Here is a 25195-nt window from a genome sequence, read left to right as displayed (position 1 = left end):
ATCCAGGAAGATCACGTGTCCGAGATCACGGGGAAACTTCAATCCGAGGCGAATGCCCGGTTCAAGGCACCATCGGGGTCGCGCGCATGCCGTGGTGCACATATCTCTCTCCGGAGGACAACGAGTAGAACGTCACCGGGACCCAGGACGGACTGCCCGCGTACCGCACCACGAACTGGCTGTCCGAGACGGGCATCAGCGTGGTCTCCTGTACCGGCTCCGGCACCAGGTGGGCGAGCGGCCCGGTCGTCGTGTACCGCAACCGCAGTCCTTCCGTGCCCTCAAGGATGTCGATGCGCGTCCCGGCCCTCTCGTACCGCCCGAGGTATCGGCGGACGTCCACCGATACCGGTTCGGACGGTGGCCGGGGAGGCTCAGGCAGGGCCACCCCGGCCAGTTCGGCGAAGATCTCCCCGAACAGCTCCCGGTACAGGTCCTTCGCCGCGCCACCGTTGGTCAGGAGCGTGACGGCCAGGTCCTGCTCGGGAAGCACCCGCAGGAACGCCGCCTGACCAAGCGTGGACCCGTCATGCCCGATCAGCCGGCGGCCGTCCCAGCCGAAGCGGATCCAGCCGAGACCCCAGGAGTCTCCGAGCGTCAGTGTGTCCGGCAGCTCGACCTGCTGCTCGGTCATCGCCCGCGCCGCGCGCTCCGAGAGGAGCCGTGTCCCATCCGAAGCGGTGCCACCTGCCAGGTGCAGGCGGGCGAAGGCGAGGACATCCTCGGCCGTGGCGGTGATCAGACCGGCCGGCCCTGCCGAGCGCGGCAGACTCCAGACGGGGACCGGACGGGCAGGCTCGTCGCCCTCGGAGTCATGGCCCATGGCGGTGCGGAAGCGCAGTGCCTCCTCCGGCAGTGTGACGGTGTGCTTCAGGCCGAGCGGGGTGCACAGCCGCTCGCCCAGCGCACGGTCCCACGTCATTCCGGTGAGCTTCTCGATGACCCGGCCGGCAAGCACGAACCCGGAGTTGCAGTACGAGAAGGTCGCCCCCAGCGGATGGTTCTGGGCGGCCTCGTCCAACTGGCCGACGAAACGTTCCAGACAGTCGTCGCCGCGTCCGGTGTCGGTGAACACGTCCCCGTCGATGCCACTGGTGTGGGCCAGCAGATGGCGCATCGTCACCTGCCGTGCCACCCGCTGGTCGGCGAGCCGCAGCTCCGGCAGGACATCGGCGACCGGGGCGTCCAGGTCGAGGGCTCCCTCGTCGACGAGTTGCATGGCCAGGGTCGCGGTCCACACCTTCGTGATGGACCCGATCTGGAAGAGGGAGTCCCGCGTGGTGGTCACCCCGGTGGCCTTGTTGAGCACCCCGTGCGCGGCCACATCGGTGTGCGCACCGCGGGCGATACCCAGGACCGCGCCGGGAACCTGGTGCCGCTCGGCCAGTTCGGTGAGCCGTCGCCGCCAGTACGACACACCGACGGAGCGCGTGGCCGGCTTCGTCGGTGTGTTGAGCGGCAGCGGCGCGGGGCAGGCGCGCTCCGAATCGCTCCGCAGCCAGCCGTGTGCCGTTCCTCCGTCGGAGATCCCGCACTCCCGTTCCTGCGCGCGAGAGAGTGACGCGTCGTCGAGCACCGTGCCATGCCGGGTGAGCACACGTTCCCGGCCGGTGGCCTGTTCGACGGCCACGATCTCGCCGTCGCTCCCGGGCGTCGCGAGGACCACCACGGCGGTGTCCTTGGCGGCGGACAGACCGGAGACCACCCGGTCCGGGCCGCCGACGAGCGGCCGCGGCGTACCGCCGACCGTGTCGATCGCGTACAGGTGGACGCAGCCGCGGTCGCGCACGCAGAAGAGGACCGTGCGGGCGCCGTCGGTGACCTGGGGCGAGGCTCCGGGGCCGACCGGGCCGCCCGGCGGCAGCACGTCGCGGTTGAGGCCACGCGTCAGGTCGACCGTGGGGCCTCCGTCCAGGGGCATCCTCAGCAAGCCGGCGTGTCCCGGTTCGGTGTCGGTGCGCCCGACGACCAGCAGGGCGTCACCTTCCGCGGTCCAGGTCACGGCCTGGGCGACACCCGTTGCACCGCCCACGGGCCGAGGCTGCGTACCTCCCCCGTGAGGGGACACGTCCACGACGTACGTCCCGGAGCCGGGCGTGAGACCGGCGGCAGGTCCGCGGTCCGAGCAGAAGGCGAGACTGCGGCCGTCGGGCGACCAAGCCGGAATGCCGGCATGCCAGTCTCCGTCCGTGACCTGACGAACCCGGTGGTCGGCGAGGTCGAGTACATGCAGATGGCTGTGGACCGTGCCCGGGACGCCTCCGTCGTCGGCCCTGTGATCAAGGCGGTTCCCCACGGCCAGTAGTGGCGTCTTCGCCTCGCCCTGAAGTGACGGCTGTCGGTCCACCGGAGCGGTGAAGGCGATCGACGTGCCGTCCGGACTCCACACCGGAGTACCGGCCCCCAGCGGCAACTCGGTGACCGGCTCCGATTCACCGCCGTCAGTCGGCAGCAGCCACACCTGAGCGGGGTGGTCGCCGCCGCGCAGAAAGGCGATCCGGTCGCCGTCGGGTGACCATGCGGGTGCGGTGTCGGCGAGGCCGTGGGTGAGTCGCCGCGCCGCGCCGGTTCCGGTCGGCACCGTCCACAACGCCCGTTCGTCGCGGTCGTGCTCGCGGTCCGCAGTGCGCAGTACGTACACCACGCGGGTGCCGTTTGGTGACAGGGACGGCTGCTCCGGCAGCGCGATGGAGTGCAGATCGTCGATGCCGATGGGTCGAGTCAAGGCGGGCTGTCTCCTCGTGGAGGGTACGGATGCGGTGGACTTGGGCGGGGCGACGACATCCTCCCCGCTGCCCGGGGGCACCGGGCTCGGATCGAGTCACGGAAGCGGCAGGCTGCCCTGCGGGCCGTGTCGGGGGATGGGCCGGGCAACAGGTGCCACCGCCGCAGCAGCAGCGCATCTGCATCATGCGGCACCGGCTAGATGCCCCACATCCCGGGTCCGCCTGCCACGTAGACATGGGGATCGTTCCCGGCTCCAGTCAGGGGGAGGCCGTCCGCGGTGCAGGGGCGGGCACCGACCATTCGTCTTGACGGCTGTCGAGGCGCGCGCCTTCAACAGCGTGCGGGCCCGGGCGACGCGGGACTGGATGCGTCGCGGGTGCTTGGGCGCGCTGACGTCGCGGAAGTCCATGGTCCCGGCGATCCGCACCGGGTCGCCCCGGGGGGGTACAGGCAACCATCTGCCTGGGGAAGCAGCCGGGCCCCTCGGCTAGCCGGTCCATCTTGACGGTGAAGGTGTATCCACGCCCGGACCGCACGATCTGCCTCGCCCCTGCCCGACGGGCCAGCCGGTTGGTCCACGCGCCGTGGGCGAGTACGACGGAGTCGTACTCGCCCACGGCCACAGTGACGCCGGAACGGGGCGCGTGGATGTCGCGGACCTTTGTCCCCTCGGGGATCCGGCCGCCCCGCGCACATGTCGAGCCGACGATGGCCCGGACATACCGGGCGGGGTCGATGTACCGCTCGCCCTGGAAGCGAATAGCCCTGCACATCTCGTCGGCCAGGGCAAGTTCGCCTCTCCTCGCGGCGGCTCCGTCGAGGAGCTCGAAACTCCCCCGGCCGGTGGCGCGGAAGTGTGCAAACTCCTGCGGCAGGCCCTCGCCGTCCTGCGCGCTACGGAACGCGGCCGTCAGCGGGTTGGCCATAGACATGGGCAGGCACCGAACCGCGAATGTACTGGGACCGAGTACCGTCTCGGCGCCCTGCGTACCGCACTTCGCGAGGGTACGCGCCGTGGCCCCCTCGTCCACGCGGGGCGGGGCCGTGAGTTCTGCGGGGTGCATAGTGCCTCCTGGAACGGGGTGACTACTACGGCGAGGCCGGCTGCAGGTGTGACAGACGTCGAAGTCGAGGCCATCAACACGGGACAACTGCCTGACGACTTCAGGCGGCGAGAGGCCGATAGTGGGCCGGAACAGACTCCGACTGACTTCCATCTCCCCAAGTAAGGCGCGCTGATGAACTCATTTCCGCACTTCCGCCCGACTGTGGAGGCCAGCGGCCTCGTGGCGATCTCCGGACAGATCGGCCTCGTTGACGGCCGACTGGTGGACGGTGGTGCCGCCGAGCAGACGGAGCAGGCCCTGGCCAACCTGCTGAGCGTGCTGGAATCGGCCGGACTCACGGCGTCCGACCTGGTCAAGGTCAACATCTACCTGACCACGATGGGTGACTACGCCGCCCTCAACGAGCGGTACAACGCGGTCTTCGGTTCCGAGGAGTCCCCGGCACGCACCTGCGTGGCGGTGCACGAGCTTCCGTTCGGCGCCCTGGTCGAGATCGAGGGTTGGGCCCGCCGCGGCTGACTGCCCGCGGCGACGGCTCCGCTGCCAAGCCCCGCTCGCCGTGAGCACGCCGCACGAGAGCGGGGCCCGGACGGAACGCGCGATCGTCAGGACGCGGCCTGGCGGCGACTCCAGCCGGCTCCCGCAGGAGTGCACCGCGCCGGTGAGGGCCGCCTGTCCGCCCACGAAGGTGTGGCGAGTCGGCCATCGCGCCAGGCTTCGCCGCCGGCAGCACGCCCGTGAGCTCCCGCTTCGTACTCGGGACAGCGCCTCGCGGCCCAGTGGCACTGATGTCGTCGGCGCTTCGCGCATGGCAGTCTCCTCGTCAGCCGGACTCACGTGCGCCCGGCGACCGCGCCGAGGATCACGCCAAGCGGCGATGGTGCCGGACTCCAGCCCCACCAAGACTCGCGCAGTCTGTGCTGTCAGACATGTGGCACGCGTTGCGTTCTGGGCATCAACGCTTCTACATCTGTCGTGCACCATTCGAAGCTGATCAACAACGGTCACGAAGCCGCCCCCATCGACTTCACGCGTCAACTGTCACATCCGTGAGCCATGACACGTGACTATTGTCACATGGGCATGGTACGACTAGGGGCGCCGACCGAGGCCGACGGCCAGGCACAGATCTGCGGCGAGACGGATGGTGAGTCGTGCTCGAAGAACTTCAGCGCATGGTGGATGCGCTCGCTCGTCGCCTCGGGCGAGCGGTCGCCGTGGACGACCTCGACTTCAGGGTGCTGGCCTACAGCGCTCACCATGGCGAGGGCGACGACATGCGGGCACGTGTCATCCTCAGCCGTGAGGCGCCGCCCGAGGCCATGGCGTGGTTGCGTCGGCAGCGTCTCGGACGCGCGACCGGGCCGGTGCGGCTCCCGGCCGACGACGATCTCGGGATCCTGCCGCGGGTGGCGGTGCCCGTCGGGTACCAAGACGTACGCTTCGGATACTTGTGGCTGTTCGACACAGAGGGTTCGCTGACCGACGAGGAGCTCGGCCTGGCGTCGGCCACGGCCGCTGACGCGGGCGCCATCTGCTTCCGCGACCGCATCGTCTCCCAGCTGCGCACAGCCCGCGAGGGCGAGCTGGTACGTGATCTCCTCTCGGAGGACGAACGAGTGAGGGACGTGGCCTCGGCCAGCCTGATCGAGAGCGGCCTGTTCGCGCCACGGGGCGATGTCACCGTCATGATCGCACGTCCGCTCCCCGCCGGTGCGGACAGTGTCGATGAGGACGACCGGATAGCTCTTCAAGCGGCCCTGACCAAGCTCTTCAGTCGCCTCGGCGATCGTGGGAGCCTGCGCCTGGTCCGGCCGGATCACGCCGTCCTGGTCATCCCGAGCACGACCCTTCGACGCTCACCGGAATTGCCGGAAGCCCTCCGGACGACCGCCTTGCAACGGCTGAGCAAAAGTGCGAAATGGCGTGATGTGCATGTAGCCATCGGCAGCCCAGCCAGCCGACTCAGCGACGCCATGACCTCCTACACACAGGCGCTTGACGCTCTGCGGGTCGCGGAGGTCGTCCCCTCGTTCGCCCCTCTGGTCGCCCACGAAGCCCTGGGTATCTACGCCCTGCTCGCCAGCCGGCCCTTCGACCAGCTCGGCGCCTATGGAGTGCATCCCGCAGTACGGCAGTTGCTCGATGCCGACCGTGAGCTCTTCACAACTGCCGAGCTGTACCTGGACAGGGCGGGTGACGCGCGGGCGACCGCGGCAGAACTCGGGCTGCACCGCGCCAGCGTGTATCACCGCGTCCGCCGCATCGAAGACATCACGCAGCTCGACCTCTCGGACGGGCAGCATCGCCTTCTCCTCCACCTGGGCATCAAAGTCGCCCGCCTCCTGGGCCTCGTCTGAGCCGTCCCGGGCGCTTCGCCGCCTCAGGGTGTCCGCTCGTAGAGCGTTCCTGCGCGGATGAGGGTGGGGCGTCCGTCCGCGCCCGGGGTGTAGAACTGCACGGCCCTGTAAGCCCCGGGGGTGCCCAGTGCCAGGGAGAACCGGTGCCGCTCACTGTCGATGCAGACGAGTGGCAGGGGCTGACCGCCACCTGACGTGCCGCCCATGAGCCGTTCCCAGGCAGCCAACTCGGGTGAGGGTGTCGTCCGGAGGTGGAGACGCCCGTCGTGCACTTCGACGGAGACCTCACCGTTGGGTGACCGATAGACCCCGACGAACTGCTCATTGTCGATGTCGACGCCGCGCTCCGGCCGGTACGAGGGAGCCGGACTGCGGACATCGAAACATTCCTTGAGCAGAGCCTCGCACAGCTCGGTGTACAGCTGAAACCCTGTCGTGCTGTTCGTGAGAACCGCGAGGACGGCCTTCTGCTCCGGGATGACGTAGAAGTTCGAGTGCATGCCGAAGTTGGCGCCGCCGTGCGAGAGGACCGGGTCGTCGCCCTCCCGGACGATGGCCCAGCCGAGTCCGTAGTTCACGTACATGGGGAGACAGCCCCAGTAGTCGTCGAACTGGGGCTCGCGCATCTGGTCGAGTGCCGCGGTGGACAGGATGCGGCGTCCGTCGGGTGCCGTACCGTCGATGTGCATGCGCCCGAAATCGATCAGGGCTTCGACGTCGAGCCACAAACGGGACCCGGCCGGACCGTTCTCGGGCCAGGCGCGAAGCCGTGGGACCCGTGACGCCTTCCCGGTGGGGGCGTCGACGGTGTGTCCCACGGCAGTTGACCGCAGGAGAAGTTCCTCGGCGTCGGCGGTCGCGTTGAGGCCGAGGGGCTGCAGGATGCGCGTGCTGAGTGCGGTCTGGTAGCTCTCGCCGGTCAGCACCTCGATGATGCGTCCGAGGGTGCTCATGCCCATGTTGCTGTAGCACCATCGCTCGCCGGGGGTGCCCGTGACCTGAAGGGTGGTGAGCTTCCGCATCAGCCGTTCGAGCACGTCATCGCCCGGAGCCAGGTCCGGCATGTAGTCACCGGGCAGGCCGGACGAATGGTTCAGCAGCATGCGTACGGTGATTGCCGCGGACCGCTCAGAATTCGAGAGGCTGAACTCGGGCAAGTAAGTCCGCACGGGTGCGTCGAGTTCGAGCAGACCCTGGTCCACAAGGCTCATCGCCAGGGACGCGGTGAACACCTTGGTGATGGATCCGGCGGCGAAGAGCGTGTCCGGGAGCACTGGCGCACCGGTTGCCACGTTGACCGTGCCGGTCTCGGCTCTGACAAGTGTGCCGTCGTGCCACAGGGCTGCGGACGCGCCCACCACACCGAATTCTTCGGCAAGTTCCGCAAGCCGAAGAGTGAGCTCCTTCGATGTCATCATGCCCCCACGATAAGTGAGCCGGCCCGTCGGCCACACGCGAAAAAAGTTGCACCACACCCACTGATCCATCGACAGATGTCGCGAAGGTGGTGAGAGAAGATCGACTGCTATTGGCTCATGGCTCAAGTCGCGGACCCGCGGCCTGAGCAGTGACGCCGCAGCCACCCACGCGGCTCTGCTTGAGCGGTGTCTGTTCAGCAGGACGGACAGCCCGGCAGGCGTTCACCGTGATGGAGGGACCTCTTGTAGCGGGTCTCTTCCTCAAGCGGAGCTCGAAGCTCTGCAGTCAGCAGCGGCCGCTCCGGCAGCGCGTCGCGGTCCACCAGATCACCGTTCTTGATGACGGCGTGGATGCTTCGGTAGTTCTTGGCACCTTGCAGCGGATCCTCGTCGAGGACGACCATGTCGGCGATCTTTCCCACTTCGAGCGTTCCGAGATCGTCGTCGACCTTGTAGGCCTTGGCGATGTTACGGGTCGCCGCACGCAGCAACTCTACCGGCGACATTCCCTTTTCTTCCATGGCCCTCAGCCAGATGAAGTGACCTGTCGCCAGCCGTCCCAGAGCCTCTTCCTCTGGCAATCCATTCCAGGTGCCCTTGATCAGCGGCTCCTGCATGACCTCCGGAGCGAAGATTCCTCCGTCATTCGCCAGGAGGATCATCGCACCGGATTCGATGAGATTGCGACTATTGGCATCCGACGCCTTCCACATCGTCCATTCGTGATCCGATACGGATTCCTTGAGGATTCCCATACCCTTGTCGGTGAGCGGAAACACGACGGCACCACAGTCTCTTTGCGCGAGCAGCTCCAGGGTTTCGCGCGGGATCTCGACAGGTCCCGTCATATTACAATGCTGCACAAGGTCGCAGCCCGCCTCAATCGACATCCTGAGGCCTTCGACCGACGAACTGTGCGATTGCGCGGTCAAACCGGCGCGATGCGCTTTTTCGACGATTACGCGCTGCGTTCGCTCAGAAAATTGAATGAAGGAACCGGCAGAGATCCCGCCATGTTCGTTCGACGCGTACTTGACGAAATTGATCCCGTGCTCGATGTACTTGCGAACTTCCTCCCCGACTCCTTCGGGTGTCAACCACATCAGATGCCGGCCGGTATTTTCCACCCACGTCGCGTTCACCCGGTCGACGAAGTGAGAGCTGCCGATCCCCGGGATCCTCGAATCGAAATCACCGGAGAACGGGCCGTCGAATCCAATGATGTTTCCGGCGCAGCGAATGCGGCTGCCCGTGATCTCACCCTGGTCGATCTTGTCGCGGACCGCCATGAGCGCACGCCGTGGCCCCCACGTGTCAAACACTGTCGTCATTCCGGCTCTGAGTGCGATCTGGGCGGCCTCGACAATCAAATCCTCATAACCGCCCTCATACCGGACGAGCGTCTCGAAGAGGACGTTGACGAAAAGATGCACGTTCGCGTTCATCAGCCCGGGAATGATGAACTTCCCGGAGTAATCGACGGTTCGAGTGTCCGCCGGGACCGGAATCTCGTCCGGTCGGCCGATTGCCACGATGCGACCGTTCTCTATCAGGATCGACCTGCCATCGATGCCCTTGTCGGAGACACCGTCGATTACGGTCGCGCCGTTCAAAAGGAGTGACATCGTGTTCCTTTCGTGATCGCCCGCGTCCGGCTGGACGCGGCACGTCGGATTGAACTTCTCTGATCGGCGTTCCAGCACTTCGGCAAGAAGACCTCACGGCCGATGGCATCCACAGCACTCCGCCGGAAAATGGACCATCCGGTGCCTGCCGCAACTCCCCGCGACCCGGCACGATCAGCGCCACACTCCTTGCGCTACACGGAGGAAATTCTCACCGAGAATGCCCCGGATGGCTTCGGATGAATAAGATCGATTCGCCAGCGCCGCCGCGATCTCGGGAAGTCGCTCCGGCTCGACGAAGTCAATCCGATCCCATTGCTGGTAGCTCGGAGGAAACAAATCGGGGTTCTGAGTCAGCTCATCGCCGGTATCCTCACCCGAGAAGCAGAAGTCGAGACCGAGCCCTACGTGTTCCCAGCCGACCAGGCCGACGGCATGGTCGATGTGGCGCATGAGGGAGTCGATGCTCGTGTCGTTGTCGCCCAGGAAGATTCCGACACCGTTGATCCCGATGACACCACCCGTCCCGGCACATGCCTCGATCTGGTCGTCCCATACGTTTCGCTCATGGTCATGAATCGCACGCGTCGCCGAATGGGAAAGCACAACCGGAGCCTTTGAGGCGGCGAAGATGTCCATCGAAGTGCGGTAGGAACAGTGGGTCGCATCGACCACCATGCCCACCCGGTTCATCTCAGCCACTACGTCTCTGCCGAACTCGGTCAGACCGCCGTCAGAGTCGTCGTGACAGCCCGAACCCGCCGCGTTCCGCTGATTGTAGGTGAGCAGCATGGTCCGGACACCGAGGTCGTAATAGGTCTGCACGGTGTCGATTCGGCCCCCCAGCGGCCGCGTGTCCTCAAGATCGAACGCAACAGCGAGACGTCCGGTGGCCTTGGCACGACGTACGTCATCGACCGAGTTGACCATGACGTACCGGTCCGGATTCGTGAGCACGTGACGACGGAACGCCGACAGCACCGTGATCGTTTCGGCGATGTCGTGCGGCGCATAGCCGACGTTCACCGACACGAATGAAGCGCCCGCCTCGGCGTAACGCCACAACTCGTCGACGCTGGTGTCGGGGTCGAGCGGAAGGCAGCAATGCTGCTCCCACACCAGCGCCTGGGCGTACTCGGCCGCAAAGCCATTCAGCGTCTGTACGTGCTCCTGCCTCATCGATCTCCCCGGGACAATAGGCGGGTCTCGGCCGAATGCTAGGCCCGCCCCGGGCGGAGGGCGAGCGCCAGAAGTCGTGCCGCGCAAAACAGCCGCTCGACACCTGTCGTACGCCCCCACGACACGAAATCCTTGCCCGGCACGAAGGCCGGCCCGCTCCCGCCCGGATCTTCGACGCGCGCCAGAGGGGGCCCTATGAGGACGCGCGGGCAACCGGCAACCGGTCGGGGCGGAGGCCGGCCGGGGGGACACCATATTGTGCCGTTTCCCGGGACAGCGCGCCCTCAGCGACGATGTCCGCTGTCAGCCGGGCCAGTGCCGGGGCCATCTGAATGCCGTAACCACCCTGCGCGGCGAGGAAGTAGAACCCCTCGTGCCCAGACCACGCGCCCACCACCGGCTCACGGTCGGCGACGAAGTTGCGCAGGCCGGCCCATGCGCGTCGCACACCGCGCAGCCCGAGCGTTGTCGCCTCCCCGATCGCTTCAAGTGCTCGGGCGATCTCCAGTTCGTCCGGGCTCGGCCGGCCGGGGGACACATCCGTGGCGTCCGCGGGTGAGCCCAGCATCAGCCCCGCCTCCGGTTTGACGTACCACCGCTCACACGCGTCCACCACCAGGGGCAGTTCGGCGATGTCCCCGTCGTAACGGGTCGGGCTGACGAACGCCGTGCGCCGTCTGGGTTGGATACCGATCGGCGGGACATCCGCGCGGGCGGCCACCTGATCGACCCATGCGCCCGCAGCGTTGACCACCTTCTCGCAATGGATGACATGGTCGCCCGCCGTGACGCGCCAGCCCCGGCCGTGCCGTCTGATGTCGCGCACCGCGGCATTGAACAGCACGGTGGCGCCTCGCCTGCGCAACATCCTGAAGTACGTCTGGTGCAGGCCCGCGACATCCACGTCCGCGGCCGACCGGTCCACGGCTGCGGACCGGATCCGGTCGGCCCGCAGCGGCAGACAGAGCCGGTGCGCCTGTACCGGGGTGATCCTCTCCAGGTGCGGCGAGCTGCGCGTCAGCTCCGTCACGGCGTCCTCCCCCGGCTTGTCGGTCGCCAGCCAGAGCAAGGGCCGCGGCTGCAGCAGCGGTACGCCGTTCTCGGCCGCCATCTCCTCGTACAGCGGTCCGCTCCCCCGAGTGAGCGCACGCACCCAGGGACTTCCGTAGGAAGGCAGGAACGCGGCAGCGGACCGGCCCGTGCTGTGCTCCTCCCCCGAGGCAGCCGTTTCCACCATCACGACCGAAAGCCGCTCGGACAGCTCCGCGGCCACCGACGCACCGGCCATCCCGGCACCGACAACCACAACATCACTGCTCAGCAAAAGATCTCCCTCAACAATGGTCTTCCTCGCGCGGACGCGGGCCGGCTCGGCGCGCGTCAGGACACGTGAACGCCCTCAGGCCTTGGCCGTACGGGCCTACTCGCACAGCACACCCAGGGCCTGGCCGGCGGAGTCGCGCAGACCCCGCCTGTCCGGCATGATCCGCAGAAAATGGCCCGGCTAGTGCGGCAGGCTCATGTCGAAATAGCTGTCGTGCAGAGCTTCCAGTTGCCCGGTGAGCTCTTCGGTGGTGCCTTGCGCGACCAGCTCGCCGTGTCTCAGGACGCAGGCGCGATCGGCGAGCTGCAACGCGTCCTGCACATGCTGCTCGACGAACAGGACCGCGACACCCCGGTCGGCCGCTTCACGGACCAGCGCCAGAAGATGCTTCACGGCGACCGGGGCCAAGCCCATCGTCATCTCGTCGATGAGCAGGATCCGGGGCTCGACGGAGAGGGCACAGGCGACGGCGAGCAGTTGCTGTTCACCGCCGGAGAGCAACCCGACGCGCCGGTCCGCAATGGCTTCGAGAATCGGGTAGCGGGGCAGAAGCCTCCGTGCGGAACGACGGCTGCGGGTGCGCAGTCGCAGGTTCTCCCGGACCGTGAGCTGGGTGAACAGACCCCTGCCCTCACGCACATAGCTCACCCCGAGTGCTGCGGCGCGCTGGACTCCTCGCACCTGTTCACCGCCGACTCGGACCGAGCCGCCCAACGGTTGCAGCACTCCGCCGACGGTCTCCAGCACTGTGGTCTTCCCGGCGCCGTTGGGGCCGAGCAGAGCGACGATTTCGCCAGGGTGGACTTCGAGGCCGAGCTCGCGCACCACGGGCACGCCATTGCGGCCGGCGGTGAGTTCTTCAGGAGCAGAAGGCTCACGGCTGCACTTCCTTCGAGACGGCATTGAGGGGGCGCGCGTCACCCACGTACGCGGTCATCACGGTGGGGTCATGACGAACTGCCTCTGGCGGTCCCTGTGCGATGACGTGACCGAAATCGAGCACCGTGACCTGGTCGCACGTCTGCAGGACGAGGGACAGGTCGTGCTCGATCAGCACCACGGCGACGCCCGTGTCCGCGACAGTACGCAGATGCCGGCCCAGCTCACGGCTCTCGGCGCTGTCCAGGCCCGCGGCGGGCTCATCGCACAGCAGCACGGCGGGCCGTGCCGCGAGAGCCCTGGCGACTCCGACGAGTTTCTGCTGCCCGGTGCTCAGCTGTGCGGGATGCCTGTCGGCTAGGTGCTCGATGCCCAGCAGCCGAAGGGCGAGCGTCGCGTCCCCCTTGGTGACCCTCACGCGGCCCACGACGTCCTTGAGGAGGTCGCCGGGGCTCCCCGGCTCGGTTGCCACGAGCAGGTTGTCCCGTACGGTCAGATCGAGGAACAGCTCCGTCGCCTGCCAGGTTCGGGCCAACCCCGCGCCGAATCGACGGTGTGGAGACAACCGGCTGACGTCGGTCCCGCACACCCGGACAACGCCCTCGCTCGCACAAAAGCCCGCGACGGCGTCCAGCGTGCTCGTCTTGCCGGCGCCGTTGGGGCCGATGAGGCCGTGCATCTCGCCCGCTCGGACGACCAACGACACGTCCTGTATGGCGCGCACCCCGCCGTACCTCACGCTGACGCGCTCGACCTCAAGGGCCGGATGTGCGGTGTTGCGCGCGGGAGCCTTCGGCGTGGCCGCGGGCGCGTCCGACGCGGGCACGACTGCCGGACGCGGGTCCGCACAGGTGGGCATCTCTTCGCCCTGGCGCTCCGGTCCCGTACGGCGAGCGAGCAGGTTGCGCACCGCCTTGCCATAGAAACCGGCGGCTCCCTCGGGAGCCACGATCGCGGTACTGATCATGCCGAGGCCGCCGATGATCTCGTACGAAGAGCCCAGCGGCACCAGGCCGTCCAACAGGACATACCACAGGCCGAACGGCCCGAGCAGGCCCGCGAGCAGCGCCCCGCCCACGCTGGTGATGCCACCGATGAAGGCAAAGACGAGGAAGCTGATGCCGGCCAGATAGTTGAAGCTCTCGATGGAAACGCTGCCGCGCGCGTACGCGAGCAGCGCCCCGCCGACGCCGGCGATGAAACTGGACAGCGCGAAGGCGACGAGCTTCGTCCGGGCGACGTCGATGCCCACCGCTGCGGCGGCCCGCTCATTGGAACGCACGGCCAGGAAGCGGCGTCCCGTGGTGCCGTTCAGGACACGGGAGACAAGCAGACAGCACAGCACGAGCGCGGCGAGCACGGCATAGGTGAAGGGGAGCCGGGCCAGTTCGCTGTACCGCTGAGCGGCCAGGTCCAGCCCGAACAGCGTCGGGTCCGCAAGCTCGGAACCGCCGGCGGAGATCTGCCGGAGGAACAGCGCTTCCACGGCCACCGCACCGGCGAGGGTGACCACGGCGAGCTGGGCACCACGGATGCGCAGCGCCGGTACGCCCATCACCACGCCCGCTACGGTTGCGGCGAGCGCCGACAGCAGCACACTGACCGGGAAAGGCAACCCGTCCGTGGCGCGGGCCAGCGTGAACGCGGCCACTCCGGCGATCGCCGCCTGCCCCAGGGAGACCTGGCCGATGAGGCCGACCAGGACGACGTAGCTGAGGGCGATGACGGCGAAGACCATGCTGGCTATCAGGCCGTTGCGCTGGGACTGCCCGAGCAAGGGCGCCAGCAGCGCGACGACTGCCGTGCCGAGCAGCACCCACTTCAGCCGCAACGGCCGCCGGACCACCGCCGGCAGGCGGGAGAGTACCAGCTCACCGCGGCGAGGAAGCTTGTTGCCGAGCAGTACGAGGGCGACGACGATCACGACGAACGGGACCGCGTCGGTCGCACCGCCGGGGAGGCTGCTGGGCCACCACGACTGCAGTTGCACGAACGACAGTTCGCTCTGCAGCACGCCCAGGCCGAGCCCCGCCATCGCAGCGGCCGCGACGGAGGAGAGCCGCGCGACCAGCAGGGCCGCGAGGCCGGGTACGACCAGTGTCCCGATACTCGCTGGGTTGAGGCCGGTGATCGGGCTCGCGAGGAGCAGGAAGAGCGATGTCACGGCGGTCCCCAACGCCCAGTTGAAGGCCGCGAGGCGGTTCGGGGACCAGCGTGCGAGCGTGAGTGCGACCTCGTCCTCCACCCCGGCCCGGGTCGCGAGACCGGCCATCGACCAGCGGTAGTAGGCCATGAGCGCGCCGGCGACCACCACAGTGATCCCCAGCAGCCACAGGCGGTCCTGCGGCACGTCCACGCCGCCGAGCGTGAGGCTGCCCGACCCGAGCACCGGGTCCACCACCCGGGAGGCGGCGCCGAACCGTCTCACGAGCAGGCTCTGCAGCAGAGTCAGGATCCCGATCGAGGCCATGATCTTCGACAGCGCCGGGGCGTTCCGCAGAGGCCTGAACACGAGGACGTGGACGAGCCCGCCGAGGGCTGCGCTGGACAGCAGCCCCACGGCTGTCGCCATGGGCAGGGGTGTGCCGGTGCCCAGGTGGACGCGCCCGGGGATTCCCAGCACGGGCAGTACCAGGTCTCCCGTCTTGCGGAGCTCGTCGAAGACGAAGGCACCCCACAGGCCCATGCTCGCCTGGGCGAAGTTCACCACGCCGGAGCCCTTGCAGACCGTGACAAGGCCCATGCCGAGGCCGGCGAACACCGCACCGGCGCCCATCCCGAGCAGGGCGAAGAGCAGATACTGTTCCATCGCCGGTCAGTCCTTGGTGATGTCGATGAAGTCGCCGGTGAGTACTTCCTGCTTACCGTCCGAAACGACCTGGAGGGAGGCGATCGAACTCCCGCAGCTGTCCTTCGGCAGCGGACGCGCAGAGCAGTCAACGGGGGTGCCGAGGAAAACGTCGCCCTTGTAGGACGCGAGCGCGCTCCTTGCCGTGGCCGCGGTGATGTCGCCCTTGATGGTCTTGAGGACTTCAGTCAGGGTCATGATGTCGGCGAACCCGTAGGTCGCGAACGAGTCGATCTTGTCCTCGGCGCCGGCCGAGGTCATCTGCTGGACGTAGAGGTCGATCTGGGCCTGCTTGGCCTTGGGCGCCGTGGCTCGGGAGTTGGCGGGCAGGAGGTACTGCTGTGTGTACACGCCCTCCGCCTGCGAGCCGAGCGTTTTGATGAACTCCGTGCAACTGCCTGCGAAAATGGCCTTGTCCCAGCCGAGCTGCCGGGCGGTCTTGACGCCGTTGGTGCAGTCGCTCTCTGCCCCGGCGAAGTAGATCGCATCGGCGCCCTTCTGCTTCGCCGCGGTGATGGCGGCGGCGAAGTCGGGGGAGGCGGGGTTGTAGAGCGTGTAGCCGAGGTCGAGACCGGCGGCCTTGGCGCTCGGTATCACGGTGTTGACCACGGTCTCCTTGTACGTGGGGCCCCCGTCGGCACCGATCATGATCGGCCTTCGCGCTCCCGCTTCCTTCATGACCTTCCAGAAACCGTTCCAGGTCAGGGACGCCGGAGGGGTCGTGAAGGTCACGTAGGGGTCCTTGGCCAGCACCGTGCCGGACGACGAGACCCCGAAGATCGGGATGCCGGCCTCCTTGAGCGGCTTCACGAGGGCGTCGGCTCCGAGTTCGACGCCGAGCACGGCGACGGCGGCCTTCTTGTCGATGAGGTCGTTGGCGCACTTGCCGGCGCTCTCCGGGGCACCCGTGGTCGAACAGGTGATGAGCTCGATCGGTCTGCCGTTCACGCCGTCATGGGTGTTGACGTAGGAACTCGCCGCGTTCGCTGCGTCCGCGACCTCCGGGAAGGACAGGCCGCCCTCCCCGGTGTTGATGAATCCGACGAGGATGGGAGTTCCGGTCACGGGCCTCCCCCCGTCCGAGCCGCTCGCGGCGGCAGGCGTCTCTTTGTCCCCGCACCCCGTCAGGGCGAGGAGTCCGGCGATCGCGATGGCCGTGAGCCGGGATCCGCGAGTGATGGTGGTTGTTCGCATGAGCGCTCCCGAGTGATGGCCGGCGCGTGTCGCCGGGGGGTTCTTCGGATGAAGGCGTGTTCGGGGCACGACGTGGAGGGGCGGGGATCGAGGGGGTGAGCCTCGTGCGAAAGGTGTGTGTCGGCCACGACGGTGTGCTTGGCGAAGCTCTGCCGGCATTGGTCCGTCACCCTAGAGGGACGGAACGTTGCAGGTCTTTCGACAGATGTCACGATCTATTCCATCTCGGCTCGACATCTCGAAGCTGGGGGACGTCGGCGCACGATCCCCGTGTGATGAGCCACGGCGGAACAGGGACGGTCCACGGTCACCACGACCGCTGCCGGCTGGAAGCCGTCCGGGCGATCACACGTTTCGTCAGCGTGACCTGGAGGAGGGATCTCCGGGCTCGTGCGCAGGATTCCCCGGTGCCGCAGACGCTCGCGGCACCGGCCGTTGCCGCACCCCGTGTCGGCCTCGATGCTGTCGGGCGCCACGCGGAGACGACCGGGATCGGCCTACGGACCCGAGTCCTCGCCGAGGCTTCTGGAACCGGGTGCGGTCCGCCCGCTGTCGGCCGCCGGTGACGACGAGAGACGACGGGCGGCAGCGGCCACCCGACGCTCAAGTGGAGTGTGCTGGGGAACGGGCGCGGGCTGCCCAGGCGCTCACCTTCCGGCCGGCCGCGGCCAACCGGGCGAGCAGGCGCTGCCGGGGGTCTCGCCTCGATGTTCCGTCGTTCCAACGCCCCCTGCCGCGGGCGTCGGTGGCGGTTGGGTCCGAAGAGCGTGTGCCGTCGGCCGGCCACGGCCGGCGGCGTCCCCAGACGGGCTTCGCCGGCCTGAGGAGCTGGTCGTACCCCGCGTTGCGGACACGGCCCGGTCACCCACGGCCGAGTCCACCGCGCGTCCGCGGCCCGGAGCGAGCGACCGGCGCGGCCTTCCTCCGATCTGGACGCGGCCGATCTTCGATTGACCGATACCGCCCTGCGGCCGATCGAGTACGTCTGCGGCCGAGGCGATTACGACGACCTCGTCCGCGCCCAGGAGCTTCCGGACGTCGGCTGGGCGACCGGTGGCAGCGGCGTTTCGCTGGACCTTCCGAATCGAGCCCTCGACGAGGACGGCATCGCCGGGCTCCTCCGCCCGCTCGCCTCGATGGGGGCCCGTGCCGCCTCAATGAGCCGGGGGCAGCGACTCTCCAAGGCCTCAGGCGATGTCCGACTCCGGGACCGCCCCACGCACCGCGAAGTCGGCGCTGATCGCCTCGGCGGTCGCAAGCAGGTGCGGCAGGTGGCGGTCCCTCAGGACGTCGAGCGAGGTCTCGGCGGCGTGCGCGTTGACGTTCAGCGCGGCGATGACGGTCCCGCTCGCGTCGCACAGGGGCGCGGCGACGGACCGGATGCCGGGCGCCAGGTCCTGGTCCGTGATGGCCCAGCCCTGGGCCCGGATCTGCTCCAGTTCGGTCAGAAGATCCCGCAACGGCGGGGTTCGCCGCGGCACGACACCGGCGCGAGAGGGCTCGGCGAGCAGCGACTTCACTTCGGCGGGCGGGAGGTGTGCGAGGAGGACCTTCCCCAACGAGGTTGCCGCGGCCGGGAACCGGGTTCCGATGACGACGCGGAGCGCCACGATCTTGGGAACGGCCACCCGGGACAGGTACATGATGTCGGACCCGTCGAGCTGTGCGATCGACGACGACTCTCCCGTCTTCGCGACCAATCCCTCCATGTGGGATCTGGCGATCTCCCACAGCCCCATGGAGTGCACGTAGGCCATGCCGAGCTCGACCACGCGGGGCGTCAGGGAGAAGCCCTGCCCACGAGAGCGGATGTAGCCCAGCTCCTCAAGGGTGAGCAGGATCCGGCGGACGGTGGGCCGGGCCAGACCGGTGGACTCGGCCAGCTCCGACATCGACATCACCGGCGCCGAGGCGTCGAACGCCTTGATCACGCTCAGCCCGCGCGCCAGCGCTTCGATGAAGTCGGGACCACGCCCCCGTTCCTTCAACAACTGCCTCCTCGTAGCCCGGTCGGCTTCCAGCCGCCACTCTACGGCGCCGACCGGCTGCCTCGTCGCGGGTCGCACCCTCCGTGACCGCGGTCCCGTGAACGTCCCGCGTATGCCCACCGGAAGGTCCTCCCCTCGCACGATCGGCCGGGTCGGATCTCTTGACGAGAGTTGCAAGCAGGATCACATTGGTCGCTGTACGGACACTTGACCGGCATACGGACAGGACCTATCCGACATGACCCACGCCCCATCCGGCCCGCTGAGCGGCCTCCTCGTCGCCGACTTCTCCCGCATCCTGGCCGGGCCCTACGCGACAATGCTGATGGCCGATCTCGGAGCGGACGTCATCAAGGTCGAGGCGCCCGACGGCGACGACACCCGAACCTGGGTGCCACCGACCCGGGACGGCGTCTCGACGTACTACCTGTCCATCAACCGCAACAAGCGCTCGGTCGCACTGGACCTCAAAGACGAAGACGATCTCCGACTCGCCCACGCCATCGCACGGCGCGCCGACGTGATGATCGAGAACTTCCGGCCAGGGGGACTGGCGAAGTACACCCTCGACTACGACAGCGTCGCAGCCGACAACACGGCCGTCGTATATGCCTCGATCAGCGGTTTCGGCGCCGGTGGCGGCGCGCACCTGCCCGGTTACGACCTGCTCGTCCAGGCGATGTCCGGGCTGATGAGCCTGACCGGGGCATCCGACGGGCCGCCGTACCGCGCCGGCATCTCGGTCTTCGACGTCATGACCGGCATGCACGCCCTCATCGGCGTCCTCGCCGCGCTGCGCGAGCGGGAGCGCTCCGGGCGCGGTCAGCACGTCGAGGTCAACCTGCTCTCCTCCGCGCTGTCCGGACTGGTCAACCAGACCGGCGCCTACGCCGCGGGCGGCGTTGTCCCTCACCGGATGGGCAACAGCCACCCGAGCCTGTTCCCCTACGAACCGCTGCCCACCGCCGACGGCGACATCATCGTCATCGCCGGCAACGACCGGCAGTTCGGTGCGCTGTGCACGGCGCTGGGCGTGCCCGCGCTCGCCGAGGACCCCCGCTTTCGCACCGTCGGCGACCGCACCGCGAACCGCGAGACGCTTCGCCCGCTCCTTGAGAAGCAGCTCGCCCAGCGCACCAAGGCGGAGTGGTTCGACACCCTCGTCGCGGCCGGAGTCCCCGCGGGACCGATCAACTCCATAGCCGAGGGGGTCGAGTTCGCGACCGGCCTCGGCCTCGAACCACTGGTAGACGTGGGGACCGCCGGAGCCGAGGGCTCGGGCCCCGTACCGCTGGTGCGCAACCCCATCCGCTTCTCCCGCTCCGGGCATCGCTACGACCTGGCGCCCCCGGCCATCGGCGAGCAGAGCGACGAGATCAAGGCCGAGGTCCGCGCCTGGCTGGGAGAAACCCGATGAGCACCCGCGCCGGCGGACCCGAGCCCCGCTTCCCCACCTCGCTCGGTATGTCCACGGCCTCGACGATCACACTGCTCGGCGAGGACCTCGCGAACGACCTGATGGGCTCCGTCAGCCTGACCGAGCTGGCCTACCGCATGGTCACGCTGCGCACTCCGACATCCGGCCAGGTACGCATGCTCGACGCCTGCCTCCTCGCTCTGGCCGACCACGGCTTCACCCCGACCGCGATCGCGGCACGCCTGACCTACCTGTCCGCCCCCGATTCCGTTCAAGGCGCCATGGCCGCCGGGCTGCTGGGCGGCGGCTCCCGCTTCCTCGGTGTCACCGAAGACTCCGGACAGTTCCTGCACGCAGTCGTCGAAGGGCTCGATACCACCCCCCAGACTCCCGGCGAGTGGGACGAGGTCGCCCGAGACGCCGTCCGCGAGACACGAGCGCACAACCGCATCATTCCCGGGCTGGGCCACCCGGTACACAAACGGCTCGACCCGCGCACACCCGCCCTGGTAAGGATCGCGACCGAGGAACACTGCTACGGCCCGCACCTGGCACTGTTCGAAGCGATCGGGCGAGTGCACCCGGAGTACCTCGGCCGCACTCTCGTACTCAACGGCGCCGGTGTCGTGGGCGCCGGGCTCGCCGACCTGGGACTGCCGGTGAAACTCCTGCGGGGCTTCGCGCTGATCGCCCGCGCCGTCGGGCTTCTCGGCCAGCTCGCCGAGGAAGAGCGGATGCCGGTCGCGATGGACACCTATCTCCTGCTGGAGCACCACGCCGAGTTCGTGGACCCGACGACCCTGGTGGCGAACGACAATGACTGAGACGGACCTGGGCCTGCTCCTCCTCCGGCTCGGCCTCGCCACGCTCCTCGCCGGCCACGGCCTCCAAAAGAGCCTCGGCTGGTTTCGCGGCATGGGCCCGGCGAAGACCGCCGAGGTGTTCGAGAGCTGGGGCTTTCGCCCCGGTCGCCCACTCGTCCTGCTTGCCGCGTGCTGTGAACTCCTGGGCGCGCTGCTGCTGGGCACCGGACTGCTGACCCGTGTCGGGAGTGCGGTCGTGACCGGCACCATGCTCGTAGCCGCGGCGCCCAACACCATGAACGGACTCTGGGCCCACCTGGGCGGCTGTGAGATCCCCGTGGTGTACGCCGGCCTCGCGGTCTGTCTCGCCGTCACCGGCCCCGGTCACTTCTCGCTCGACCACGCCGCCGGACTGCCGGACGGCGGCAGCTGGGGCGCGCCCGTCGCCATCGCGGTCGGAGCGCTCGCCGCCGTGCCCCCGTTGCTGCGCCGCCGCAGTGCGTTGCGCGCCCGGCCCGCTTCCTGAAGCAGCCGCCCAAAGAGCTATTCCAAGAGAGATCCGAAGAAGATTCTCCGAAGAAAGGGGAAGGCCGACGATGGCCCGGCTCGTCGCGATCCTCGCGACCACGCACCATCCCTTCTACTACCGAACCAGCAAGCTCCCCCCGGACCAGGCACCGCCATTCGCGGCCGAGTGGATCCGCAAGGTCGAGGCGTACCGGGAGACACTGACCAGGTCACGCCCCGACGTGCTCGTGATGGTCGGTTCCGACCACTTCCATCAGCTCTGGCTCGACAACATGCCGCAGTTCCTGGTCGGCAAGGCGCCGTACTACGACGCCAACTGGGAGAACGAGCAGCGCGAGTTCGGGCTGCCGAAGATGCTGCTCAAAGGCGACGAGGCGCTCTCGGCGTACATGCTGCGCGAAGGCATGGACCGCGGCTTCGACCTGGCGTTCTCCAACGAGCTGAGGATCGACCACTCCATCACCTGCCCGATCATCACCGTCCGGCCCGAGGCGGACCTGCCGATCGTCCCCATCTACACCAACATCTTTGCGCCGCCGCTCCCCCGGCCCGAGCGGTTCGTCCAACTCGGCAGAACCATCCGCGCGATCATCGACGCCTGGCCCAGCCACCTCCGCGTCGCCGTCATCGGTACCGGTCATCTCTCGCTCGAACTCGGCGGTCCACGCCAGTTCGGCCCCACCGGGCCCGACCCGGAGTTCGACGCCCGGGCCGTCGAGTGGATCACCAAGGGCGACATCGACGGCTGCCTGGCCAACGTCACCCTCGACAGTCTCCACGCCCCGGGCAACGCAACCCACGGATTCATGGACTTCATGCTGATGATGGGGGTCGCGGGCAACCGGCCGGCCGACTACGCCGACCATCTCAGCCTCTTCCACACGATGGAGGCGTACTTCACCTGGTATCCGGACCCCGGGCTCCTCGACAGCGGGATTGCCGCCGACCGGCAGGAGTCCCACGCATGAGCAAGTACCTGGTCAATAAATTCCTCTACACCGTGGACCGCGAGTACGGGCTCACCGAGCGGTACCGCGAGGACCCCGAGGGGACAGTCGCCTGGTGGTTGCAGGAGCGGGCCAACCGCATCCTCAACGCCGTGGCCGCCGAGGACACCACCTGGCTCTCCTTCACCGACGAGGAGCGCCGGGCGCTGGCCACTCACGACCACGTGGCCCTCTTCGAATTGGGCGCGCACCCGTTCCTCACGCTCACCCTGTGGATCGCCATGTTCGAGCGCGACTTCGACGAGCCCCTCGGTATGCAACTCGACTATGCCCTCAGCCTCGACCACATCGCACTGCCCTACCCGGACATCAGCACCTGACACCCCACCCAGCACCCCGCCGGCTCCAACGTTCACGTAACCGCGAAAGAGAACCCATGGCATCCACACCTGACACACCCGCAGCGAGCGACGTCGGCGCAGCCCCGGCGATTGTCTTCCGGCACGGCCACGTCCTGACGATGGACGACCGGCGCACGATCCTGGCCGACGGGGATGTTCTCGTCGTCGGCGACACGATCGAGGCTGTGGGCCCGAACCTGGAGGCACCCGAGGGCACGGTCGAGATCGACGCCGGCGGCGGCATCCTCATGCCGGGCATGGTCGACACCCACCGTCACATGTGGCAGACCGCCATGCGGGGGTACGGAGCCGACTGGACCCTCACGCAGTACTTCGTCTGGAACTACCTCGAGCACGGCAAGCGATTCCGTCCTCAGGACGTGTACGCCGGAAACCTTCTCAGCGCGATCGAGGCGATCGACGCCGGGGTCACCACCACCGTCGACTGGTCGCACGGTCTCGCCACGGTCGATCACGCCGAAGCCGCTGTCGACGCCCTTGAGGAGGTGCCCGGTCGCTTCGTGTTCGCGTACGGCAACATCCACGCCGGCCCCTGGGAGTGGACCAACTCACCCGAGTTCCGGAGCTTCGCGGAGCGGAGGATGCCGCGCTCGGAGATGCTCGGCTTCCAGGTCGCGTTCGATGTCACGGGCGACCCGTCCTTCCCCGAGAAGGCGGCTTTCGAAGCCGCACGCGAGCTGGACGTGCCCGTCACCACGCACGCCGGTGTCTGGGGCGCCACGAACGACAACGGCATCCGGCTCATGCACGAGCACGGCTTCATGACACCCGAGAACGTCTACGTCCATGCGGCGACGCTGAGTGAGGACTCGTACCAGCGCATCGCCGCCACCGGCGGCTCCGCGTCGGTGTCTGCCGAGAGCGAGGCCAGCTGCGGCCAGGGCTATCCTTCGAGTTGGGCGCTGCGCCGCCACTCCATCCCTATTTCGCTCTCGGTCGACACCAGCATGTGGTGGAGCGCCGACGCGTTCGCCGCGATGCGCTCGACACTCTCGTCGGACCGGGCACGCGAGCACCACGAGGCTCACGCCTCCGGCGACACCGTCACCCACGTAGCACTGCGTGCCCGAGAGGTCGTGGAGTGGGCGACCCGTGGTGGCGCCCGAGCCCTGGGGATGGACCACCTGGTGGGCAGCATCGAGCCCGGCAAGCGTGCCGACGTCGTCCTGCTCAAGAACGACGAGTCACCGGCGATGTTCCCGATCCTCAACCCCTACGGCCATGTCGTGTTCCAGGCACAGCGAGGCGACATCCACACCGTCCTGGTCAACGGCCGCCCTGTGAAGTACAACCACCGCCTCGTCAGCACCGACCTTGCCAAGGCCCGCCGGGTGGTGGGACAGACCGTCGAGTTCCTCCGCGCGGAGCTCGGTACGGAGGAGTGGGCCCGTGGCATGAGCCCGCAGATCCCGGAGTCGAAGGTGCTCGACAACCCGTACACCTACACCGAGTTCGCCGATCCCTCCACGCACCAAGGCTGAGGAGGGGCTCCTCCATGGACCCTGTCATCGTCGGCGATGGCCCCGTCGGCCTCACGACGTCCCTGCCGCTCAGCGACCTCCGCGTGCCAACCATGCTGTTCGAACGCCCTGGGGCACCTCGATCCGCCCCAGGGCCATCGGCCTGAATCAGCACACCATCGAGATCTCCGCCGCCCCGGTCTGCACAAGCGGACAGGCGCCGCTGCCATGCCCCCGCCCTCGGTCGCCAGGACCGGCTGGTGCACATCGCTCGTGGACCCGGCCTCTACAAGCACATGCCCGAATCATATGTGGAGGTCCACGTCCGGGCGGCTGGGACGTGCCGACCCCGGGAACGCCGGGCAGAGGCACTCTCCGAGCCGCCCACGCCGTTGGAAGCGGAGAATGCCACCGCGGGCACGCCGAGATGGGCGTGGGCCGCACGCTGGAACGGGCGCGGCGTGCAGACGCCCTGGTCGCGCGCATGTCGGCCGGGCTACTGCGAAGAACGCGGCTACGACGTCGATGTGGTCGCCGTGCGCCAGTGGAGCGGAGTCACTTTCCCGGTCCCCGTCCTGATCGGCCTCGGTTCCCACGCGCTGCGGGCCGACCTGGGCCTGCTCAACGCTTCGGACCGCACGATCGCCGTTGGCTGCGCGCGGCGCGATCGACCTCCGTCGCGGACGGTCGGCTTGGGGATTCGCTGCGCACCATAGTGCCATGGTAGCGGGTAGAACGTTCGGTCTTGACAAGTGGCCCGGTTCTTGCCAGTCTTAGCGAACAGAACGTTCAGTCTCGCTGAGGCAGTGTCATCGGGATTGCCGGGGCCGACCCTGTCCGGACGGCCGATCAGAGCACCCCCTGAACTTCTCCTCGTTGCTTCTCTCTCGTTCGGATTCCACCGAAAGGATCACCGTGACCACCATCGCTGAGCCGACCTCCACCGCCGGGACGGCATCTGCCCTGCGCAGGCTGTACTTCGTCCGGTTCGCGTTCGCCATCGTCTGGG

The 25195-nt window shown here is 68.2% G+C and carries 18 protein-coding genes; 8 read left to right on the top strand and 10 right to left on the bottom strand.

What is annotated here, in order from left to right:
* Positions 1 to 61: 61 nt before the first annotated feature.
* The gene (locus ACIQFU_RS36965) at positions 62 to 2725 is read right to left on the bottom strand and encodes a serine hydrolase (protein ID WP_402557621.1); all 2664 of its coding nucleotides are present in this window, start codon (positions 2723 to 2725) and stop codon (positions 62 to 64) included.
* Between the two features lie 259 nt (positions 2726 to 2984).
* Positions 2985 to 3653 (bottom strand): FAD-dependent oxidoreductase, encoded by a 669-nt coding sequence (locus tag ACIQFU_RS36960; protein WP_402557650.1) that lies wholly within the window; start codon positions 3651 to 3653, stop codon positions 2985 to 2987.
* Positions 3654 to 3965: 312 nt separating this feature from the next.
* On the opposite strand from ACIQFU_RS36960, the gene ACIQFU_RS36955 reads away from it, so the two are divergent.
* Both ACIQFU_RS36955 and ACIQFU_RS36950 read left to right on the top strand, forming a co-directional pair.
* Positions 3966 to 4313 carry a RidA family protein gene (locus ACIQFU_RS36955; protein ID WP_402557619.1) on the top strand — a complete coding sequence of 116 codons (348 nt, stop codon included), beginning with the start codon at positions 3966 to 3968 and terminating at the stop codon, positions 4311 to 4313.
* A gap of 635 nt (positions 4314 to 4948) precedes the next feature.
* Positions 4949 to 6154 carry a PucR family transcriptional regulator gene (locus ACIQFU_RS36950; protein ID WP_402557618.1) on the top strand — a complete coding sequence of 402 codons (1206 nt, stop codon included), beginning with the start codon at positions 4949 to 4951 and terminating at the stop codon, positions 6152 to 6154.
* Between the two features lie 23 nt (positions 6155 to 6177).
* Here the strand turns inward: ACIQFU_RS36950 and ACIQFU_RS36945 are convergent, their stop codons facing one another.
* The 8 genes from ACIQFU_RS36945 to ACIQFU_RS36910 form a co-directional block, all read right to left on the bottom strand.
* Complete coding sequence (locus tag ACIQFU_RS36945) at positions 6178 to 7572, bottom strand: serine hydrolase domain-containing protein (RefSeq protein WP_402557616.1); 1395 nt, start codon at positions 7570 to 7572, stop codon at positions 6178 to 6180.
* Between the two features lie 194 nt (positions 7573 to 7766).
* Positions 7767 to 9275: an amidohydrolase family protein gene (locus ACIQFU_RS36940; protein WP_402557614.1), complete on the bottom strand. Its 1509-nt coding sequence runs from the start codon at positions 9273 to 9275 to the stop codon at positions 7767 to 7769.
* A 96-nt stretch (positions 9276 to 9371) separates the two neighbouring features.
* Positions 9372 to 10376 carry a dipeptidase gene (locus ACIQFU_RS36935; RefSeq protein WP_402557612.1) on the bottom strand — a complete coding sequence of 335 codons (1005 nt, stop codon included), beginning with the start codon at positions 10374 to 10376 and terminating at the stop codon, positions 9372 to 9374.
* 193 nt (positions 10377 to 10569) lie between these two features.
* Positions 10570 to 11700 (bottom strand): NAD(P)/FAD-dependent oxidoreductase, encoded by a 1131-nt coding sequence (locus ACIQFU_RS36930; protein WP_402557611.1) that lies wholly within the window; start codon positions 11698 to 11700, stop codon positions 10570 to 10572.
* A 180-nt stretch (positions 11701 to 11880) separates the two neighbouring features.
* A complete protein-coding gene (locus ACIQFU_RS36925; RefSeq protein ID WP_402557609.1) occupies positions 11881 to 12528 on the bottom strand; it encodes an ABC transporter ATP-binding protein in 648 nt (215 codons plus the stop codon).
* Between the two features lie 46 nt (positions 12529 to 12574).
* A complete protein-coding gene (locus ACIQFU_RS36920; protein ID WP_402557607.1) occupies positions 12575 to 15388 on the bottom strand; it encodes an ATP-binding cassette domain-containing protein in 2814 nt (937 codons plus the stop codon).
* Between the two features lie 6 nt (positions 15389 to 15394).
* Positions 15395 to 16492: an ABC transporter substrate-binding protein gene (locus tag ACIQFU_RS36915; RefSeq protein ID WP_402557605.1), complete on the bottom strand. Its 1098-nt coding sequence runs from the start codon at positions 16490 to 16492 to the stop codon at positions 15395 to 15397.
* Positions 16493 to 17808: 1316 nt separating this feature from the next.
* Entirely contained in the window at positions 17809 to 18609 is an 801-nt protein-coding gene (locus ACIQFU_RS36910) for an IclR family transcriptional regulator C-terminal domain-containing protein (RefSeq protein ID WP_402557603.1), read from the bottom strand.
* A gap of 238 nt (positions 18610 to 18847) precedes the next feature.
* On the opposite strand from ACIQFU_RS36910, the gene ACIQFU_RS36905 reads away from it, so the two are divergent.
* The 6 genes from ACIQFU_RS36905 (at position 18848) to ACIQFU_RS36880 (ending at position 24207) form a co-directional block, all read left to right on the top strand.
* Positions 18848 to 20026, top strand: a complete 1179-nt coding sequence (locus ACIQFU_RS36905) for a CaiB/BaiF CoA transferase family protein (RefSeq protein WP_402557601.1) — start codon at positions 18848 to 18850, stop codon at positions 20024 to 20026.
* Positions 20023 to 20850 carry a citryl-CoA lyase gene (locus tag ACIQFU_RS36900; protein WP_402557600.1) on the top strand — a complete coding sequence of 276 codons (828 nt, stop codon included), beginning with the start codon at positions 20023 to 20025 and terminating at the stop codon, positions 20848 to 20850. Before ACIQFU_RS36905 ends, ACIQFU_RS36900 begins: the two co-directional genes overlap by 4 nt.
* Positions 20843 to 21355, top strand: coding sequence for a DoxX family protein (locus tag ACIQFU_RS36895; protein ID WP_402557598.1), 513 nt, complete (start codon positions 20843 to 20845; stop codon positions 21353 to 21355). The genes ACIQFU_RS36900 and ACIQFU_RS36895 overlap by 8 nt, the downstream gene beginning before the upstream one ends.
* A 70-nt stretch (positions 21356 to 21425) precedes the next feature.
* Positions 21426 to 22325, top strand: coding sequence for an extradiol ring-cleavage dioxygenase (locus tag ACIQFU_RS36890; protein ID WP_402557597.1), 900 nt, complete (start codon positions 21426 to 21428; stop codon positions 22323 to 22325).
* Complete coding sequence (locus tag ACIQFU_RS36885) at positions 22322 to 22684, top strand: hypothetical protein (protein WP_398332784.1); 363 nt, start codon at positions 22322 to 22324, stop codon at positions 22682 to 22684. The genes ACIQFU_RS36890 and ACIQFU_RS36885 overlap by 4 nt, the downstream gene beginning before the upstream one ends.
* A 56-nt stretch (positions 22685 to 22740) precedes the next feature.
* Positions 22741 to 24207 (top strand): amidohydrolase family protein, encoded by a 1467-nt coding sequence (locus ACIQFU_RS36880; RefSeq protein WP_402557596.1) that lies wholly within the window; start codon positions 22741 to 22743, stop codon positions 24205 to 24207.
* Positions 24208 to 25195: the final 988 nt, after the last annotated feature.

Origin of the sequence: Streptomyces sp. NPDC093065 (assembly GCF_044754585.1) — a bacterium.
In the GTDB taxonomy this organism is placed as follows: Bacteria; Actinomycetota; Actinomycetes; order Streptomycetales; family Streptomycetaceae; genus Streptomyces.
The sequence above is the reverse complement of the archived record's forward strand: the minus strand, read 5'-3'. Positions and strand labels throughout refer to the sequence as shown.

Coding starts and splice junctions, on each gene's coding strand:
- ACIQFU_RS36960 (WP_402557650.1), bottom strand. CDS start 3,653: ATGGCCAACCCGCTGACGGCCGCGTTCCGTAGCGCGCAGGACGGCGAG.
- ACIQFU_RS36955 (WP_402557619.1), top strand. CDS start 3,966: ATGAACTCATTTCCGCACTTCCGCCCGACTGTGGAGGCCAGCGGCCTC.
- ACIQFU_RS36945 (WP_402557616.1), bottom strand. CDS start 7,572: ATGATGACATCGAAGGAGCTCACTCTTCGGCTTGCGGAACTTGCCGAA.
- ACIQFU_RS36935 (WP_402557612.1), bottom strand. CDS start 10,376: ATGAGGCAGGAGCACGTACAGACGCTGAATGGCTTTGCGGCCGAGTAC.
- ACIQFU_RS36920 (WP_402557607.1), bottom strand. CDS start 15,388: ATGGAACAGTATCTGCTCTTCGCCCTGCTCGGGATGGGCGCCGGTGCG.
- ACIQFU_RS36905 (WP_402557601.1), top strand. CDS start 18,848: ATGACCCACGCCCCATCCGGCCCGCTGAGCGGCCTCCTCGTCGCCGAC.
- ACIQFU_RS36900 (WP_402557600.1), top strand. CDS start 20,023: ATGAGCACCCGCGCCGGCGGACCCGAGCCCCGCTTCCCCACCTCGCTC.
- ACIQFU_RS36895 (WP_402557598.1), top strand. CDS start 20,843: ATGACTGAGACGGACCTGGGCCTGCTCCTCCTCCGGCTCGGCCTCGCC.
- ACIQFU_RS36890 (WP_402557597.1), top strand. CDS start 21,426: ATGGCCCGGCTCGTCGCGATCCTCGCGACCACGCACCATCCCTTCTAC.
- ACIQFU_RS36885 (WP_398332784.1), top strand. CDS start 22,322: ATGAGCAAGTACCTGGTCAATAAATTCCTCTACACCGTGGACCGCGAG.
- ACIQFU_RS36880 (WP_402557596.1), top strand. CDS start 22,741: ATGGCATCCACACCTGACACACCCGCAGCGAGCGACGTCGGCGCAGCC.